This is a genomic window from Embleya sp. NPDC059213, from assembly GCF_042754445.1.
Classification (GTDB): domain Bacteria; phylum Actinomycetota; class Actinomycetes; order Streptomycetales; family Streptomycetaceae; genus Embleya.
This window is the reverse complement of sequence record NZ_JBHZAV010000074.1, coordinates 1-14760: the sequence shown is the minus strand read 5'-3', so window position 1 is coordinate 14760 and position 14760 is coordinate 1. Positions and strand designations below refer to the sequence as shown.

Genomic DNA, 14760 nt, shown 5'->3' with positions numbered 1-14760 from the left:
GTGTTGCTATGTGACATGCCGTATTGTAGAGTGATCCGCAATGTATCGGAGGGAGCCCGATGGCCGTCAAGCCCCTGCAAAGCCTTGCGCGTGCCCTGGAGGTGCTCGACGTCATCGCCGAGCACGAGCCGGTCGGGGTCGCGGAGCTGGCTCGGATCACCGGGGTGGACAAGAGCGCCCTGCAGCGGATCCTGGTCACGCTGCACGCGGGTGGCTGGCTGCGGCCCACCACCGAACCGTCGACCCGATGGAAGTTGACCACCCGCCCGCTGGTCCTGGCGGCTCAGGCGCGGCGCCGGGACGATCTGCTGACCCGCGCGCGCCCCGTGTTGGCGGACCTGCGCGAGGCGACCGGCGAGACGGTGATCCTCGCGGTGCCCGACGCCGGGCGCATCGTCGCGGTCGATGTCGCGGAGAGTCGGCAACTGGTGCGCACCGTCCCGCGGATCGGGCTGGTGTTCCCGGCGGCCACCAGTGCGGCCGGGCTCGCGATGTGCGCGGCCACACCTCCCGACGAGTGGGATCTGTCCGGCATCGATCCGCACGACGAGGTCTTCCGGCGGGAGTTGACCGGCACCCGCGACCGCGGCTGGTCGCTCAGCCTGGGGGCGGTGGACGCGGGCGTCGCCAGCGTCGGGGCGGCGGTCCTCGACGCGACCGGCCGACCGATCGCCGCACTGATCGTCAGTGCCCCGTCCGGCCGCCTCGACGAAGCCGGCTGCACACGCGTGGGGAAGCTGGTCGCCCGGGCCGCGACCGGCCTCGGCGACCGAGCCGGGCCGCCGCGATGACCTCGGGCCACCCCACCCTCCGGGCGGCGGCGCCGGCCCGTGGCTCGGCGGGGCGAATGGTCCGGACGGGCGGATTCGTGCTGTGGCGCGCCCACCCGCAGGAGAGCACCGAGGCGACCGCCGGGCCGACGATGCAAGGGATGTCCGCGCCGCCGGGGACGGTCACCGACGGCACGCCCGACGCCATTGCCTCTCAGCCGTGCAGGGTGGGTCGGTAGACGAGTTCCTGGATGTTGCCGTCGAGGGTCCGGTGCTCGATCAGATCGAGGTCGAAGTCGGCGGCGCCGCGGAAGATCGGGTCCAGTCCGGTCCGGCCGGTGATCACCGGGAAGATCGTCACCTGGACGCGGTCGACCAGACCGGCGGCCATCAGCGCCCGGTTCATCGACAGGCTGCCGTGCGAGCGCAACGGCACGTCGGACTCCTCCTTGAGCCGGGCGACGACATCGACGGCGTCGCCGCTCACGACGGTCGCATCCGGCCAGTCGAGGGGACCCTCCAGGGTGGTCGACACCACCGTTGCCGGCGCATGCGTCATCCGGGTGACCCACGGGTCGCGCACCTCGGACCCCTCCGTGCCGACGGCGAGCATGCGTACGAAGGCCCGGAACGTGTTGGCCCCGAAGACCATCCGCTGCTCCGCGCGGTACTGGGCGAGGCGGTGTTCGAGGAAATCCGGGCCCTGCTTGCCCCAGTAGCCGGCCCAGTCGCCGCCGGCGCCGCCGAAGCCGTCGAGGCTGGAGAAGACGTCGAAGGTGTAGGTGGCGGTCATGATGCTCTCCTCGAATGCGGGTGATCTTGTGATCGGGTGTCGAGGATGAAGACTTGAAGCCGCGGCGAAACTCATCGCCGTCGGACACCCGGTCCGGACCTCCCGTACGCGATACCGCGATACCCGTCAGGCGTCGTCGGGGAGGAGCTCGGGGAGCCGGTCGGCGATGTCGATCAGGAGGCCCGCGGCCGTGGGTGAGCGGCCCGCGTTGTGGGCGCGGGTGAGAGGACAAAGGGCTTGTCGGCCCTCGGATTCCCTTCCCGGGGCCGGGCGGAGCGGTCGGCGCCGCGGCCGAACACGGTCGCGATCGTGTTCGCGAGCAGCCGCACGCCGACGTCGTCGGTCGGCTCGGTCGCCTGGTTGCCGGCGCCGACCACGACCGGTGCGGCCGTACCGACCGGCTCCGCGGCCGCGCGTAGGGCGGGCCGTACCGGTGGCGGGGTGGCGCCCGGCCCGGGCTGCGCGTCGACCGCCGCTTCGGCGTCCCGGGTGGGACTGCCGTTCACGAGGACAGGTCCAGCACTCCCGCGAGGGCGGCCACCACCGGCGGGGCGACCCGGTAGTACACCCACGTGCCCCGCCGCTCGGAGGTCACCAACCCGGCGTCGCGGAGCTTCTTCAGGTGGTGCGACACGGTCGGCTGGGAGACCCCGACGTCCTGGATGTCGCACACGCACGCCTCGCCGCCCTCATGCGAGGCGATCAGCGAGAACAGCCGCAGGCGCACCGGATCGCCGAGTGCCTTGAACATCGCCGCGATGCGCTCGGAGTCCGCGACCGCCAGTGGCTCGCGCGACAGCGGCGCGCAGCACGGCACGACCTCTGCGTCGGCCGCTGTTGCCAGGAGCGGAAGCACCTTCGGATTCGACATGTGTCGATATTGACAGTCGTCGATGCCGGTGGCAAGGTTTTGATATCGACAGATGTCAATACAGCCGCTTCGACCCGGAGGTCTCCGTCATGTCCCGCGTCCAACTCGCCCTGCGCGTCGCCGACCTCGACGCCTCGATCGCCTTCTACAGCAAGCTTTTCGGTGCCGAACCGGCCAAGCTCCGCGACGGCTACGCCAACTTCGCCATCGCCGAGCCGCCGCTCAAGCTCGTCCTGATCCAGGGCACGGAGGGCGAGCCGACGGTGCTGGACCACCTCGGGGTCGAGGTGGAGACCACCGAGCAGGTCACCGCCGCGACCGCCCGGCTCGCCGAGGCGGGCCTGGCCACCCTGGAGGAGAACGACACCGCGTGTTGCTACGCGATCCAGGACAAGACCTGGGTGCACGGCCCCGGCGGGGAGCCGTGGGAGGTATACGTCGTCAAGGGCGAGGCCGACAAGTTGGCCAAGGACGAGGGCTCGGCCTGCTGCCTGCCCGCCACCGACAGCGGCGTCCCCACGCCCGCCCCGACCCGGGCCCCGCTCGACCCGCGACCGGCCGAAACCGGCTGCTGCGGCTGAGCGTCCGCCCCGGATCGGCGAGACCGTCCGTCGCCGCAGGCCCTATCGGGGTGGCCGCCGGCACGCCGCCGCGCCGACCGGGCACCTGCGCGTTCGTCGGGCCGGCGTGTGGGGTCGGTTGCACGCGATCTCGCTCGCGAGACCGCGCGCCCACAGGCGGCGATGCCGTTACACGACCGAGTGGTTTGATCGCTGTTTCCTGGCTTCCCGGTGGTGGGGCGGGCGATGTTGGTGGGGCACCACTCACCACGGGCAGCGCGAGTCACCGGGTTGGCCAAGTGAGGCGAACGCCTCGACAGTGTCGGGGCGTTCGCCTCATTCCGGAGCGGGGGAGGCCGCGACGAACGGGCACCGGAGCCGGACGGCCGTTGTGGTGCACGCGGTCGGGCCTTCGTCGGGAAACGGGCCTCAGACCTCGTGCGTCGCCGGCACGGCAGGCGCGCCGATGTTCTCCTCCGCGCGCGGTCGCAGACCGATCCGGATGAGGACGACACTGACGAACGTGACGACCACGTTCACGATCAGGGCCAGCCGGATCCCGGCCGGTTCCGCGTCTTGCGTGGCGGCGATCGCGCTCAGGATCGGGATGCCGATCGTGATGGCGATGTTCTGGGTCATCGTGGTGAGACCGGTCGCCAGGCCCTGTTCCTCATTGGGCAGGCCGGAGGTGGCCGTGACCGTGTACGCCACGATGGCCGTCACGTGTCCGAAGAAGCCGACGAACAGCGCGGGGATCAGCAGGGCCAGCCCGATGCGGTCGGAGCCGACGAAGATGAGCGGGACCGTGGCGAGGCCCTGGACGGTCAGGCCGATGGGCAGCACCTTGCGGTAGCCGTGGCGGCCGATGAGACGACCGGCGGTCGGGCCCGCCAGTACCGCCGCCAATCCCGGAACGCCGAAGATCAGGCCGGTGGCGAGCGGGTTGAATTCGAGGATGTGCTGGAGGTACAGCGTCATCAGGAAGATCATCGCCGTCTCCATCGTGAACACCACGAGACCGGCGTAGTTTCCCCACATGACGGTCGGTCGCCTGAGGATGCGGAGCGGGACGAGCGGTGCGGCGGCGCGCAGTTCGATCAGCCAGAACGCGGCCAGCAGCACGATGCCGACGACAGCGGCCGGGATGTTCTGCTCGATGACGGCGTAGACGACGGCCAGCAGGCCGCCGGTCACGGTGATCGCGCCGGGCAGGTCGGGCTCGACCCGTTCGGGCACCTTGCTCTCGCTGATCAGAAGCGGCGTGAGGACGAGGATGAGTACGGCCACGGGCACGTTGATGAAGAACGCCGTACGCCAGCTCAGCAGGCTCACCAGCGAGCCGCCGAGGAGCGCGCCGACGGTGAAGCCGCCGGAGAGCAGCGCGCCGTTCAGGCCCAGGATGCGATCGCGCATCGCGCCCTCGTGGAACGTGGTGGTGAGCAGGGACAGCGAGGCCGGGACGGACAGGGCGGTGGACAGGCCCTGAAGGGCGCGGGCGGACAGGAGCATCTCGGGAGTGGTGGCGAACCCGCCGAGCAGCGAGGCCACGGCCAGCAGGACGATGCCGGTGAGAAAGAGCAGGCGGCGGCCGAACAGGTCGGCCAACCGGCCGAACAGGAGCGTGAAGCCCGCTGCGGGCAGGGCATAGGCGGAGGCGATCCAGGGCAGGGCGGGTGGCTCCAGTCCGACGCCCTCGCCCACTTCCGGCAGTGCGACGTTCAGGATGGAGAAGTCGGCGGACAACATGAACCCGGCACCGAGCAGGACCAGCAGGATCAGTCGCTGTCGTCCGGTGAAGCGGGGCGGGGAAGTCGCGGTGGTGGTCACGGGACGGTTGCCTTTCTCGAGAATCCGGTAGGGGTGACCGGCGGCACGGCATCGGGCGGGCGGCCGGGCGATCGATCCAAGGCGGCGCAGTCCTGGGGATGGTGTGAAGTCCCGGAAGACGTACGGGAGTTGCCTGAGTCGGCCCCGGTCGATGGGTACCGGCGAATCGAAGTGGACCCGGCGGCCGGCGGGGGATTCCCGCAAGGCGTCCAGGCGTCCAGGCGTCCAGGCATCGAGGCGACGAGGCGTTGCGCCGGTCCCGTGCCGACGCGCGGGGTTGCGGTGTGTGGTGGTGTGCGGTGGCGGCGGCCGGCGGAGCCCGCCCGGCGTCACGCCGGGTCTGCGCCGCGCTCGTCTTCACGGCACGCTCAGGACACCCCGCAGCAGGGGGTGTGCCATGAGTGCCTTTTCCGGACCCGCCCTCGAAGCCGCGCGCGCCAAGACGGGCGGGTGGCCGGGCAGGGGTCGTATCCGTATTTCCTGGTGGCTAGCTCTCTTCGCGCTCGGCTGCCTCGGCGAGGCGCTTGATCGTGGCCAGGCGTCGATCCCAGTCGGCGGCGAGCGTGGACATCCAGCGGGCCGTCGTGTCCAGGGCGGCGGGCCGCACCACGTACCGCACTTCCCGCCCGACGCGGGCGCCGGAGACCAGTCCGGCGGCATCCAGGACGGCGAGGTGTTTGACCACCGCCTGGCGTGAGATGGGCAGCCCGTCGGCGAGCGTGGTCGCGGTTGCGTCGCCCTGTGCGGCGAGTACGTCGAGGAGTCGACGTCGCGTCGGGTCGGCGAGCGCGGTCAGGACGTTGTCGACGCCCTCGGCGGGGCCGCGACCCCCCTCGGCGCTCACCCGACCTGTTCGGCGCGGCCCTTGACCGCGTCGAACACCCGGGGCCAGCCGTGGGAGTTGGACCGCAGCGTGTGGTCGCGCCGGTCCTCGGACAGGCCCAGTGCGGCGAACCCGCTCTCGACCACGCGCAGAAGTGTCTTGTCGCCTTCCCGGCTCAGCGTGAATTCCACCAGGGTGCTGTTGTCCGCACGCAGTTCCTCCCCGGGGAACGCACTGGCCCAGCGATAGGCCACGTACGTCGGCGGCTCGACCTTCTCCACACGCACCGAGACCTCACCCACTTCGGAATTCTTCGCGAGCAGCGACATGCCCTCCTCGGGCACGGTGCCTGCCACGCTCCCCTCGTCGGCCACCCAGAACCCGGGGACGGCCACCAGCGACCATACCCGCTCCAGGGAAGCCGCGATCAACGTCTCGCGTTCGATCCGGTCTGCACTCATCGGGACTCCTCGTTGTCGTTTCAGGCGCAACCCGATGATTGCACGTCGGCATGTCAAGTGCAACCTGTGGGTTGCGGGTCATTGGCGATGCCATTGTGCTCAACGCCGGGGCGAGGGGCGCGAGTCGGTGGTGCCGCGTCCGCCGTGGCGCACCTCCCGGGCCGGCTTTCGGCCTTGCGTCGGAGGTCGGCCGGAGAGGTGAAGGCCAGGTGGGGGGCGTTCCGAGGCGCGGCGACGGCCGAGTAGCATGGCGTTGCATGATTCGATCAAGGGACCGGTGCAACAGGCCCGCCCACTGGTGCAGTTCGAGATGGGGGCAACGATCCGATGGACTCCGGCTTTGAGCGTTCGCCCGAGCAGGAGGCCCTGATCGCGGGCTGGACTCCGCCGGAGATCGACACCACCAGGCCGCACTCGGCGCGCATCTACGACTACTTCCTGGGCGGCAAGACGAACTTCGCGCCCGACCGGGAAGCCGGCGAACAGACACTGCTCGCCGTCCCCTACGCGCGCACCGCGGCGCGGGCGAACCGGGCGTTCCTGCTGCGGGCGGTCGACCACCTGGCCCGGCTCGGGATACGGCAGTTCCTCGATCTCGGCACCGGCATCCCCGTCGAGGGTCGCAACACACACGACGCGGCCCAGAAGATCGCGCCGGAATCCCGGGTGGTGTACGTCGACAACGACCCCATCGTGCTGGCGCACGCCCGTGCGCTGCTGAGCAGCCATGCCGACGGGAAGACCGCGTACATCGACGCCGATGTGCGCGAACCGGACGCGATCCTGGACCACCCCGCGCTCACCGGGTCCCTGGACCTGGAACGGCCCCTGGCCGTCATGCTGCTCGCGATTTTGCACTTCGTCCCGGACGACGAGAAACCCACGGAGATGCTGCACCGGCTGACCCACCGACTGCCTTCCGGCAGCCACCTGGTGCTCTCGCATCTGACCGGCGACTTCGACCCGGTCGGCACCGGCGGCGGCGCCACCGTATACCGAAAGTCGGGCATTTCGATGCAGTTGCGCAGCCGCGCCGAGGTCGAAGCGCTCGTCCCCGAAGGTTGGGAACTCCTCGACCCCGGCGTCGAAATCGTCTCCCACTGGCACCCGGAACCCGGCGCCGAACTCCTCGACCCGGCAGACATCGGCTGCTACGGCCTGGTGGCACGCAAACGCTGACCCGTCCGGTCGCCGAGTGCGTCGAGCACCCGATCACGCCGCATCGGCGGCCCGCGCAGGCGCCGTCCTGCGTGGGAGCACGCGCTCCCCGACCACCGCCCATGGCGCCGATCAGGTCAGGCCCCGAGCGCGGCGCAGACGCCCTCGGGCGCGAAACCCGGGCGCGCGGCCGGCAATCGCCGGGCCGACCCCGACCGGGGCGTGACCCGGGGCGAGGGCCACGGGCGGCGTCGACCATTGCGCCTCGACGGGGCGGTGGCGCGAAGGGTGTGGCCCTGGCCTCGCCGCCCAGGTCAGGGGCTACTTCGATGTTTTTTCGACGAGTACTACCGGGACCCCGGGAGGAGTCCGACGAGCTTCCCTCCGCTGCGCCGGGGCAGTCAGTGGATGGGGTTGAACAATGCCATCGTCTCCAGGGTCCCGGTCCAGGGGTGGCAGGTCGCCCCGGACCAGTCGGGTTCCCAATCCGGGCGCAGGCCGCGGACGCCCCAGCCGTCGGGGCGCCGGGAGGGGAGGGTGCCAGTGGTGTGGTGGTGGACGGCCTGGGCGTAGACGTGGTGGGCCGTGGTCAGGGCGTCCTCGGCCGTGGCGGCGTTTCCGGTGAGCACGTGGATGCCGCGTGCGTCCGTCCTGGGATCACGGATGGGAACGTCGACCTGGTAGACGGGGTGCATGTCATCGACCGGGGTGTTCATGACGATTCCTTGAAGTGCGGTCCGAACGCGTCGGTGACCGATCCCCGGGTCGTGCCGGCGTCGGGCCGGGGAGGCGTATGGGGGGCGCGGCGCCGGGGGCGAGCGTGTTCACCGGCCATGCGGTGCGGGAGGAGCGCGGTGCCGGGCACGTTCGCGGTGCGCTTGCCGGGTCCCGGGTCGAGCACGGTGTGCGTTGACCAGGCCGGGCCGAGGCAGGTTCCGATACCGCGGGCGGTGTCGGTGTCCGAATTCGGGACCGTCGCTGCGGTGGCGACCGCCTGCGCCCGGTCGAGGGTTCCGCGTGGTGATCGTTTCCGCGGAGCGGTGGGTTCGAAGTCCATGGTGTCGCTCCTGGGATTCGCCCCGGCGACCATGCGAGGCCACCGTCCGTACTTGTACCGTATTGCTACCGTACAAGTACGTTAGCACGTATCGACGCGAAGCGCACAAGGAATGGACACGCGATCCGGAAGCCGGTCCGACTGCGGCGTGAGGAGCCGACTCGACGGCATCACGTTGGGGATTCCCCCCGACTCCGGGGCCTGGAGGGAATCCCCGCCTCGGCAGGCATCCGTCACGGTTGGTCCGGGCCACGAGTGGCAGCCTCGGGCCGGCCTGGTCACCTACGCGGCCGACGGCTGCGGGTTCCCCGGCCTTCGGGTGCCGTGCGGCTGGGAGCCGGTGCTGTCGGGAGTGGGGTGACGAGTTCGGGGGTCACGCAAGGGCCGGGGCAGGCAGACGTCGGGGCAGCGCGATGCTGAGGGCGAGCGCGATCATGCCGACCGCCGCGCTGATCACGAAGGTGGTCGTGTAGGCGTCCCAGCTCGGTATCGGTGTGCCGGGTACGGGATCGGACGCGAGCACACTGGCGCCGATCTGGCCACCGAGGGTGGCGCCGATGCTGCGCAGGACGAACGCGGTGCCGGCCACGCTCGCAGTGCGGTCGGCGGGGACGACGCTGACCACGATGTTCATCGACTGGGTCGTGCTGAGGCCGATCCCGATACCGCACACGGCACTGGCGAGGTAGAGGGCCGCGGCGTTGCCGTGGGCGAGGAGCAGCAGCAGGCTGGAGCCGACGATGAGTGCGGTGCTCAGGGCCATCACGCCGCGGGTGCCGAGGATACGCTCCGCGTGGGGGGTGAGCGGAGAACTCGCCAGAGCGAATATCCCGAGGGGCAGGAGCAGTAGCCCGACGGTGGCGGTGTCGGCTCCGAGTCCGTATCCGGTGCTCGTGGGGAGACTGGCCAGGCTGGGCACCACGACGTACAGGGCGAATGTGCCGAACCCGACGACGAACGCCACCACGCAGGTCAGGACGACCGGTCGGTTCCGGAGTCCGCGCAGGTCGATCAACGGGTGTGTCGTGCGGAGTTCGGTGGGTACGAACAGGCCGAGCAGCACGGCCGCGATCGCGACACGGATGAGGAACGGCGCGGAGGTCCAGCCGTGTTCGGGTGCGATCGTCAGGCCCAGCAGCAGGGCGACCAGTCCGGAGCCCAGGAGGACGGCGCCGAGCCAGTCGATCGATCCGCTGCCCGCGGCCGGGCACTCGGGCACGATCTGACAGACGGCGACGAGTGCGACGAACATGACGGTCAGCGGGATCCAGAACAGCCAGGTGAACGACAGCGCGCTGATGATCCAGCCGGAGGCCAGGAGGCCGAACGCGGCGGCCAGTGCCGTCGCGCCGACGATCAGGCCGATGGCGGGCTTGAGTCGGTGCGCGGGTTGGGTGTCGTTGAGCAGGCCGATGGCGAGGGGTTGCAGTCCGGCTCCGACGCCCTGGATCATCTGCCCCGCGATCAGTTGTCCCACCGAGTTCGCCGTCGCGGACACGACGATGCCGACGAGCACGACGGCGACGACGGCGATGAGGACCCGGCGTTTGTCGGCGATGTCGCACAGGCGGCCGATCACCGGGGTCGCGACGGCGCCGACGAGCAGCAGGCCGGTGAAGGCCCAGGTGACCGCCTGGGGCGAGGCGTCGAGATCGGCCCGGATTTGCGGCAGGGCCGGGATCAGCATCGCTTCCAGCGCGGTGTAGACGGACAGCACCACGGTGAGGATGAAGGGCGTGGCGCCCGGTCTTGCCTTGCGTATGGATCCGACTTCAGCGTTCATGACGATTCTCCTGATCGGGGATCACGGCGGTTGGTCGGTGGTGGTGGGGTGCGTGGCGCGGGCTCGGCGCAGCCGCAGATCGCGCTGGAAGCGTTCGGCCGCTGTCGTCGCACGAGCGCGTCCGGTCGCGGATGGGGTGCCCGGAGACCGGCTCGATGATCGAGCCGGTGAAGGTGGTCGAGGCCGCGGTGCGGCCCGGCGCCCGTACGGGAGGAGGCGACTCCCGATCCCGGTCGGGGGATTCGCGAGTGGGCCTATCCGAGTAGTTCGGCGAGGTGTTCGGCGCCGGCGGGGAAGGGCCGCAGCGCGTATCCCGAGGGTGGTTGCGTCCCGAGCAGGTGTCGGACGAGGTGGTCCCACATCCGGCGCGTGACGTAGTGATCGCGGCCCATGAAGTTGTGTTCGACGCCGGGGACGACGAGCAGGTCGAAGTCCTTGTCGGCGTCGATCAGGGCGTCGACGAGGTTGAGGGTCTGGTACGGCAGGACGTTGTCGTCGAGTTCGCCGTGGACGAGCAGCAGCTTCCCGGCCAGGTTGGCGGCCAGGCGCGGATTGGCGACGTCGGCCCATTGCTCCTCGGTGCCTTCGCCGAGGTAGGTGTCCGCCCACAGGGCCAGGTAGTGGCGGATGTCGTGGTTGCCGCACAGGGCGACACCGACCTTGTACAGGTCGGGGTGGGTGAGCATGGCCCGCACGGTGGCGAAGCCGCCGCCGGACGCGCCGGCGATGCCCACCCGGTCGAGGTCGATCCAGCGGTGGCGGTCGGCCAGTTGGTGGATCGCGGCGACGTGGTCTTCGAGGAAGCCGGCGTTGCCGAGGTTGCCGTAGGAGGCGTCGTGGAAGGCCTTGCTGCGACCGGGGGTGCCGCGTCCGTCCACCGTGACGACGGCGAATCCCAGGGCGGCGAGCGTTTCCGGCGACACGAAGTGGGGGTTGGCGAAGCCCGCAGTGGCACGCATGATCTGAGGACCCGGGTAGGCCGAATCGACCAGCGGATACCGCCGCGACGGATCGAAACCGTGTGGGCGCCAGAGCGTGCCGTGGATGTCGGTGACCCCGTCGGCGCCCTTGACGCTGAACCGCTCCGGTGGCGTCCAGCCCGCAGCGACCAGCAACGCGGTGTCGGGTCGCTCGAGTTCGACCACGGTCGCGCCGGCGGCATCGCGCACGACGGTCCACGGTGGTGTGTCCACGGCGGAGGCCGTGTCGAGGAGGTGGGTGCCGGACGGGGCGACGACGACCTCGTGATCGAACGCGTCGTCGCTGTGATTGGTGAATCCGGTGCCGTCGAGTCCGACGGCGCACAGTTGCCGGGCGTAGGGCTCACCGGGCACCAGCCCGGAGGCGAGGAACAGGACGGTGCGGTCCTCCTCGTCGACGTGGAGGATGCTGCGGACCGCCCAAGCCCCCGTCGTGACCCGGGTCGACTCTCGCTCGTCGGTCGAGGCGGAGCCCGGCGGCCGCGGGGGTGCGGGGTAGAGGTACAGGTGTCCCCAGCCGTCACGTTGGGAGTACCACAGGACCTCACCGGTGCTCAGCACTCGGACCATCGGTCGGTCGAAGATCGGTTGTGCCGGTTCCACTCGGGTGGTGCCGTGCTCGTCCACGAGGAGGTCGACGGCGCCCGTGTCGGGATCGAGGCGGTACAGCCCGAGCGAGCGGGCGTAGCGGGGCTGTCGCAGGAAATGCAGGGACGCTCCGTCGTGGGACCACCGGACCCAGCCGCGCGCGAACGGGGACAGGTGGCCGATGTGCGACGGGCCGGTCGCCTCCCACACCGCCGTACGGCGCGTCACGTCCAGGACGACGAATTGCATGCGGGCGTGCTGTTCGTCCTGCGGCATGGCGTAGCGGAGGGAGTGCGCCACCGGCGGCCCGCCGTCGCGGGGGGTCGACTCGACCAACACCTGTTCGCGCAGGTGCCGTTGGTCGATCCGGTGGGTGACGAGTCGGCGTGAGTCGGGTGACCAGGCCAGCATCGGGGGCGGGGTGACGCCCGCGTTGCGGAGCATGATCCGCGACACCGCCACGTCGATGTTCGATCCGTAGTCGAAGTCCTTCTCGCCGTCGCCGGTGAGGGCGAACTCGTGGGAGCGGTCGGTCGAGCGCACCCAGACGTTGTGGTCACGTACGAACGCGACCCATGTGCCGTCGGGTGAGGGCCGCTCGTGCGGGGCGGTCTGCTCGGGCGGGTCGATCCGGGTGCATCGGTCGTCGTCGGGTGCGTACCGCCATCGGGCGTCGAACGCGGTGAATTCGACGGTGTCGCCGCTGCGGCTGATCGAGGTGAACGGAAGGTGTGTTCCATCCACCGCCGTGCCGGAGGCCGACGACAGGGCGGCGGCCAGGCGGTCGTGGTCGAATGCGGCTTCGCGACGGCCGACGGCGGGGTCGACCAGTACGAATCGGCGGCCCTGTGCGGTGTCGACGCGGTACCAGAACCTGTCGGTGCCGTCCTCCCAGTTCGGGCGGATCTTCGCGCCCGGAACGAGGCGCGCCGCGTTGTGCGGCAGCAGTTGCTCGGCGCGGCGGTAGTCGGCGGTCGTGAACGTGTCCACGATGTATCCCTTTCAAGCAGTGATGTGCTGAAAGCCCAGGGAGACTTCGCCGGATCCGCCTACGGGGACGGGATCTGTCGAAGGATGAGATCGAGCCCGTGCTCGAAGAGCTCCTCCTGGGTGAAGGCGGGAAGTCCCAGCCCCAAGGCGTGCAGCGTCGGATACTCCCGGGCGGGGAGGGCTTGCATGCTGCGCTGTGTCTTCGACCACGCCTCCGGGTCCTCGTCCGCCGGCTTGCGTGTCGGATACAAGGTGGCGGCGCCGATCGTGAAGCGGATCAGGGTCGCGACCATTCCCACCGCGTCGCGGACGCCCATGCCGTGGGTCAGCAGGACGGCGTAGAGCGTCTCGCTGATCCGTAGGTCGCTGGGGCCGGAGGCGTTGACGGCGAGATGGATGCGGGCGACTTCGGCGTGCTCGACCATCAGTCGGAAGTACGACCGCAGCAGCGTGCGGATGCCCTCGATGCCTTCCTCCACCGCCGGCACCTGTACCGCGGCGATCGCGTTGTCGTAGACCGCGGCGAGGACTTCGTCCTTGCTCCGGAAGTGGGTGTACAGCGACATCGGGCGCACGTCGAGTTCGTCGGCGATGCGCCGCATCGTGATCGCCTCGATGCCGTCCGAGTCCATGATCGCGGTGGCGGCGGCGACCACCCGCGCCCGGTCGAGGCTTCCGCGAGGGGCGCGTTTGCGCGGAGCGGTGGGTTTCGAAGGGCTGTCGTCCATGGTGTCGCTCCTGAGGTTTGCCCCGCCGACCCCTTGAGGCCGCTAGCCGTACGAGTACCGTACATGTACGGTAGCAAATGTCAACGCGAAACGCCGACAGGCCGAGACGGCGATCGTCCGACCTCTGTTCGGGCCGCGGGCGACAACGAACGCCCCGTGCCGCGTGTCGTCGCGGCCACCCGCCCCCTGCTCGACGAAGTGGCGGGGAGACGGGCTGCGTGGACATCACGTGAAGGGAAAAGTCATTGTTGGAAGAGCGGAGCGCCTCCATGCGGTACGAGAGGGTGCTGGACCACCTGCATGCGCTGCACAGGCCCGGTTTCGGCCGGCCGTCGAGCCTTCGGGAGCCGCACGTGACGCGCGACGGCTCCCGCACGGTGGTGACCGCGGACGTCCTGCACAAACTCGCGGGAGTACCGCGAACCGCCCTGTTCACCGCCGAGGACGGCCGATTCCGGCAGGTGTCGGCGCCGGGCGGCTCGGCGCGGTCGGGGCGCTTCTCCCCGGACGGGCGCACGCTGGCGTTCCTGTCGGACCGCGCGGACAAGGGCGTCTACCAGTTGCACCTGCGGGCGGACGATCGACTGGGCGAGGCGGAGGCGGCACCTGCGGTTCCGGGAACGGTGGAATACCTCCACTGGTCGCCGGACGGTCGGCGCATCCTGCTGGGCGTCGCCGGTCTCGGCGCCGAACTCTCCGGCGGACAGGGATCGGGCACCAACCGCAGGGGGATCGACGACGCGCCGCCGTGGTTCCCGCGCGTGGACGCCGACGTCGCCGACGAGGCCTGGCGCAGCCTGTGGCTGTACACGCCCGCCACCGGCGTTCTCGAACGTCTGTCCCCCGAGGGCCTGAACTGCTGGGAAGCCGGGTGGTGCGGGCCCGGTCGGGTCGCGGCCGTCACCTCCGAGGCTCCCTGGGAGGACTCCTGGTACGGCGCGGTCCTGAGCCTGATCGACCTGGACGGCGCGGTCCACCAGGTGTTGGACAGCAAGGTTCAACTCGGGCTGCCGACCGGCTCGCCGACCGGCCGCTGGGTGGCGGTGGCGGAGGCGGTGTGCAGCGACCGCTGGCTGGTCGCCGGTGACCTCCTTCTGATCGACGGGGCCTCCGGTGCGGTTCGGCGGATCGACACTCTCGGCACCGACGTGACCCGGCTGGAGTGGATCGACGACGAGCGACTCGGCTACCTCGGGCAGCGCCGGTTGGACTCCGTCGCCGGCATCGTCCGGGTCGGCGACGGCAGCGTGTCCGAGGTCCTCGTCACCGCGAACGCCTGCGGTGGCAGTACCTTCCACACCGACGGCGCGTTCACCGACGACGGCCGCGTGTGCACGATCCAGGAGCTGTATCTTATACACATGTGACGCA

14 protein-coding genes are annotated in these 14760 nt (G+C 70.5%); 4 read left to right on the top strand and 10 right to left on the bottom strand.

Annotated elements, in window-relative coordinates; translation table 11 throughout:
- Window positions 1-59: 59 nt before the first annotated feature.
- Window positions 60-791 carry an IclR family transcriptional regulator gene (locus tag ACFXMF_RS25805; RefSeq protein WP_379990213.1) on the top strand — a complete coding sequence of 244 codons (732 nt, stop codon included), beginning with the start codon at window positions 60-62 and terminating at the stop codon, window positions 789-791.
- Between the two features lie 193 nt (window positions 792-984).
- Here ACFXMF_RS25805 and ACFXMF_RS25800 read toward each other — a convergent pair whose 3' ends face one another.
- From ACFXMF_RS25800 to ACFXMF_RS25790, 3 genes are all read right to left on the bottom strand, one after another.
- Entirely contained in the window at window positions 985-1563 is a 579-nt protein-coding gene (locus ACFXMF_RS25800; RefSeq protein WP_360314151.1) for a dihydrofolate reductase family protein, read from the bottom strand.
- A gap of 173 nt (window positions 1564-1736) precedes the next feature.
- Window positions 1737-2069 (bottom strand): hypothetical protein, encoded by a 333-nt coding sequence (locus tag ACFXMF_RS25795; RefSeq protein ID WP_380020799.1) that lies wholly within the window; start codon window positions 2067-2069, stop codon window positions 1737-1739.
- Entirely contained in the window at window positions 2066-2434 is a 369-nt protein-coding gene (locus ACFXMF_RS25790) for a metalloregulator ArsR/SmtB family transcription factor (protein WP_360314149.1), read from the bottom strand. The genes ACFXMF_RS25795 and ACFXMF_RS25790 overlap by 4 nt, the downstream gene beginning before the upstream one ends.
- Window positions 2435-2523: 89 nt before the next feature.
- On the opposite strand from ACFXMF_RS25790, the gene ACFXMF_RS25785 reads away from it, so the two are divergent.
- Entirely contained in the window at window positions 2524-3015 is a 492-nt protein-coding gene (locus tag ACFXMF_RS25785) for an ArsI/CadI family heavy metal resistance metalloenzyme (protein WP_360314147.1), read from the top strand.
- Window positions 3016-3423: 408 nt separating this feature from the next.
- On the opposite strand, the gene ACFXMF_RS25780 is transcribed toward ACFXMF_RS25785, so the two are convergent.
- The 3 genes from ACFXMF_RS25780 to ACFXMF_RS25770 form a co-directional block, all read right to left on the bottom strand.
- Entirely contained in the window at window positions 3424-4821 is a 1398-nt protein-coding gene (locus ACFXMF_RS25780; protein ID WP_360314145.1) for an MFS transporter, read from the bottom strand.
- Window positions 4822-5308: 487 nt separating this feature from the next.
- The gene (locus ACFXMF_RS25775; protein ID WP_360314143.1) at window positions 5309-5665 is read right to left on the bottom strand and encodes a metalloregulator ArsR/SmtB family transcription factor; all 357 of its coding nucleotides are present in this window, start codon (window positions 5663-5665) and stop codon (window positions 5309-5311) included.
- Window positions 5662-6105 carry an SRPBCC domain-containing protein gene (locus ACFXMF_RS25770; protein WP_379990211.1) on the bottom strand — a complete coding sequence of 148 codons (444 nt, stop codon included), beginning with the start codon at window positions 6103-6105 and terminating at the stop codon, window positions 5662-5664. Before ACFXMF_RS25770 ends, ACFXMF_RS25775 begins: the two co-directional genes overlap by 4 nt.
- A gap of 327 nt (window positions 6106-6432) precedes the next feature.
- Here ACFXMF_RS25770 and ACFXMF_RS25765 point away from each other — a divergent pair, with 327 nt between their 5' ends.
- Window positions 6433-7284: an SAM-dependent methyltransferase gene (locus ACFXMF_RS25765; RefSeq protein WP_360314139.1), complete on the top strand. Its 852-nt coding sequence runs from the start codon at window positions 6433-6435 to the stop codon at window positions 7282-7284.
- A gap of 380 nt (window positions 7285-7664) precedes the next feature.
- Here ACFXMF_RS25765 and ACFXMF_RS25760 read toward each other — a convergent pair whose 3' ends face one another.
- From ACFXMF_RS25760 to ACFXMF_RS25745, 4 genes are all read right to left on the bottom strand, one after another.
- The gene (locus ACFXMF_RS25760; RefSeq protein ID WP_360314137.1) at window positions 7665-7979 is read right to left on the bottom strand and encodes a hypothetical protein; all 315 of its coding nucleotides are present in this window, start codon (window positions 7977-7979) and stop codon (window positions 7665-7667) included.
- Between the two features lie 714 nt (window positions 7980-8693).
- The gene (locus ACFXMF_RS25755) at window positions 8694-10103 is read right to left on the bottom strand and encodes an MFS transporter (RefSeq protein WP_379990210.1); all 1410 of its coding nucleotides are present in this window, start codon (window positions 10101-10103) and stop codon (window positions 8694-8696) included.
- Between the two features lie 254 nt (window positions 10104-10357).
- The gene (locus ACFXMF_RS25750; RefSeq protein WP_379990209.1) at window positions 10358-12661 is read right to left on the bottom strand and encodes a DPP IV N-terminal domain-containing protein; all 2304 of its coding nucleotides are present in this window, start codon (window positions 12659-12661) and stop codon (window positions 10358-10360) included.
- A gap of 59 nt (window positions 12662-12720) precedes the next feature.
- A complete protein-coding gene (locus tag ACFXMF_RS25745) occupies window positions 12721-13389 on the bottom strand; it encodes a TetR/AcrR family transcriptional regulator (RefSeq protein ID WP_379990208.1) in 669 nt (222 codons plus the stop codon).
- A gap of 269 nt (window positions 13390-13658) precedes the next feature.
- Here ACFXMF_RS25745 and ACFXMF_RS25740 point away from each other — a divergent pair, with 269 nt between their 5' ends.
- Window positions 13659-14756: a hypothetical protein gene (locus ACFXMF_RS25740; RefSeq protein ID WP_380020797.1), complete on the top strand. Its 1098-nt coding sequence runs from the start codon at window positions 13659-13661 to the stop codon at window positions 14754-14756.
- The last annotated feature ends 4 nt before the right edge of the window (window positions 14757-14760 follow it).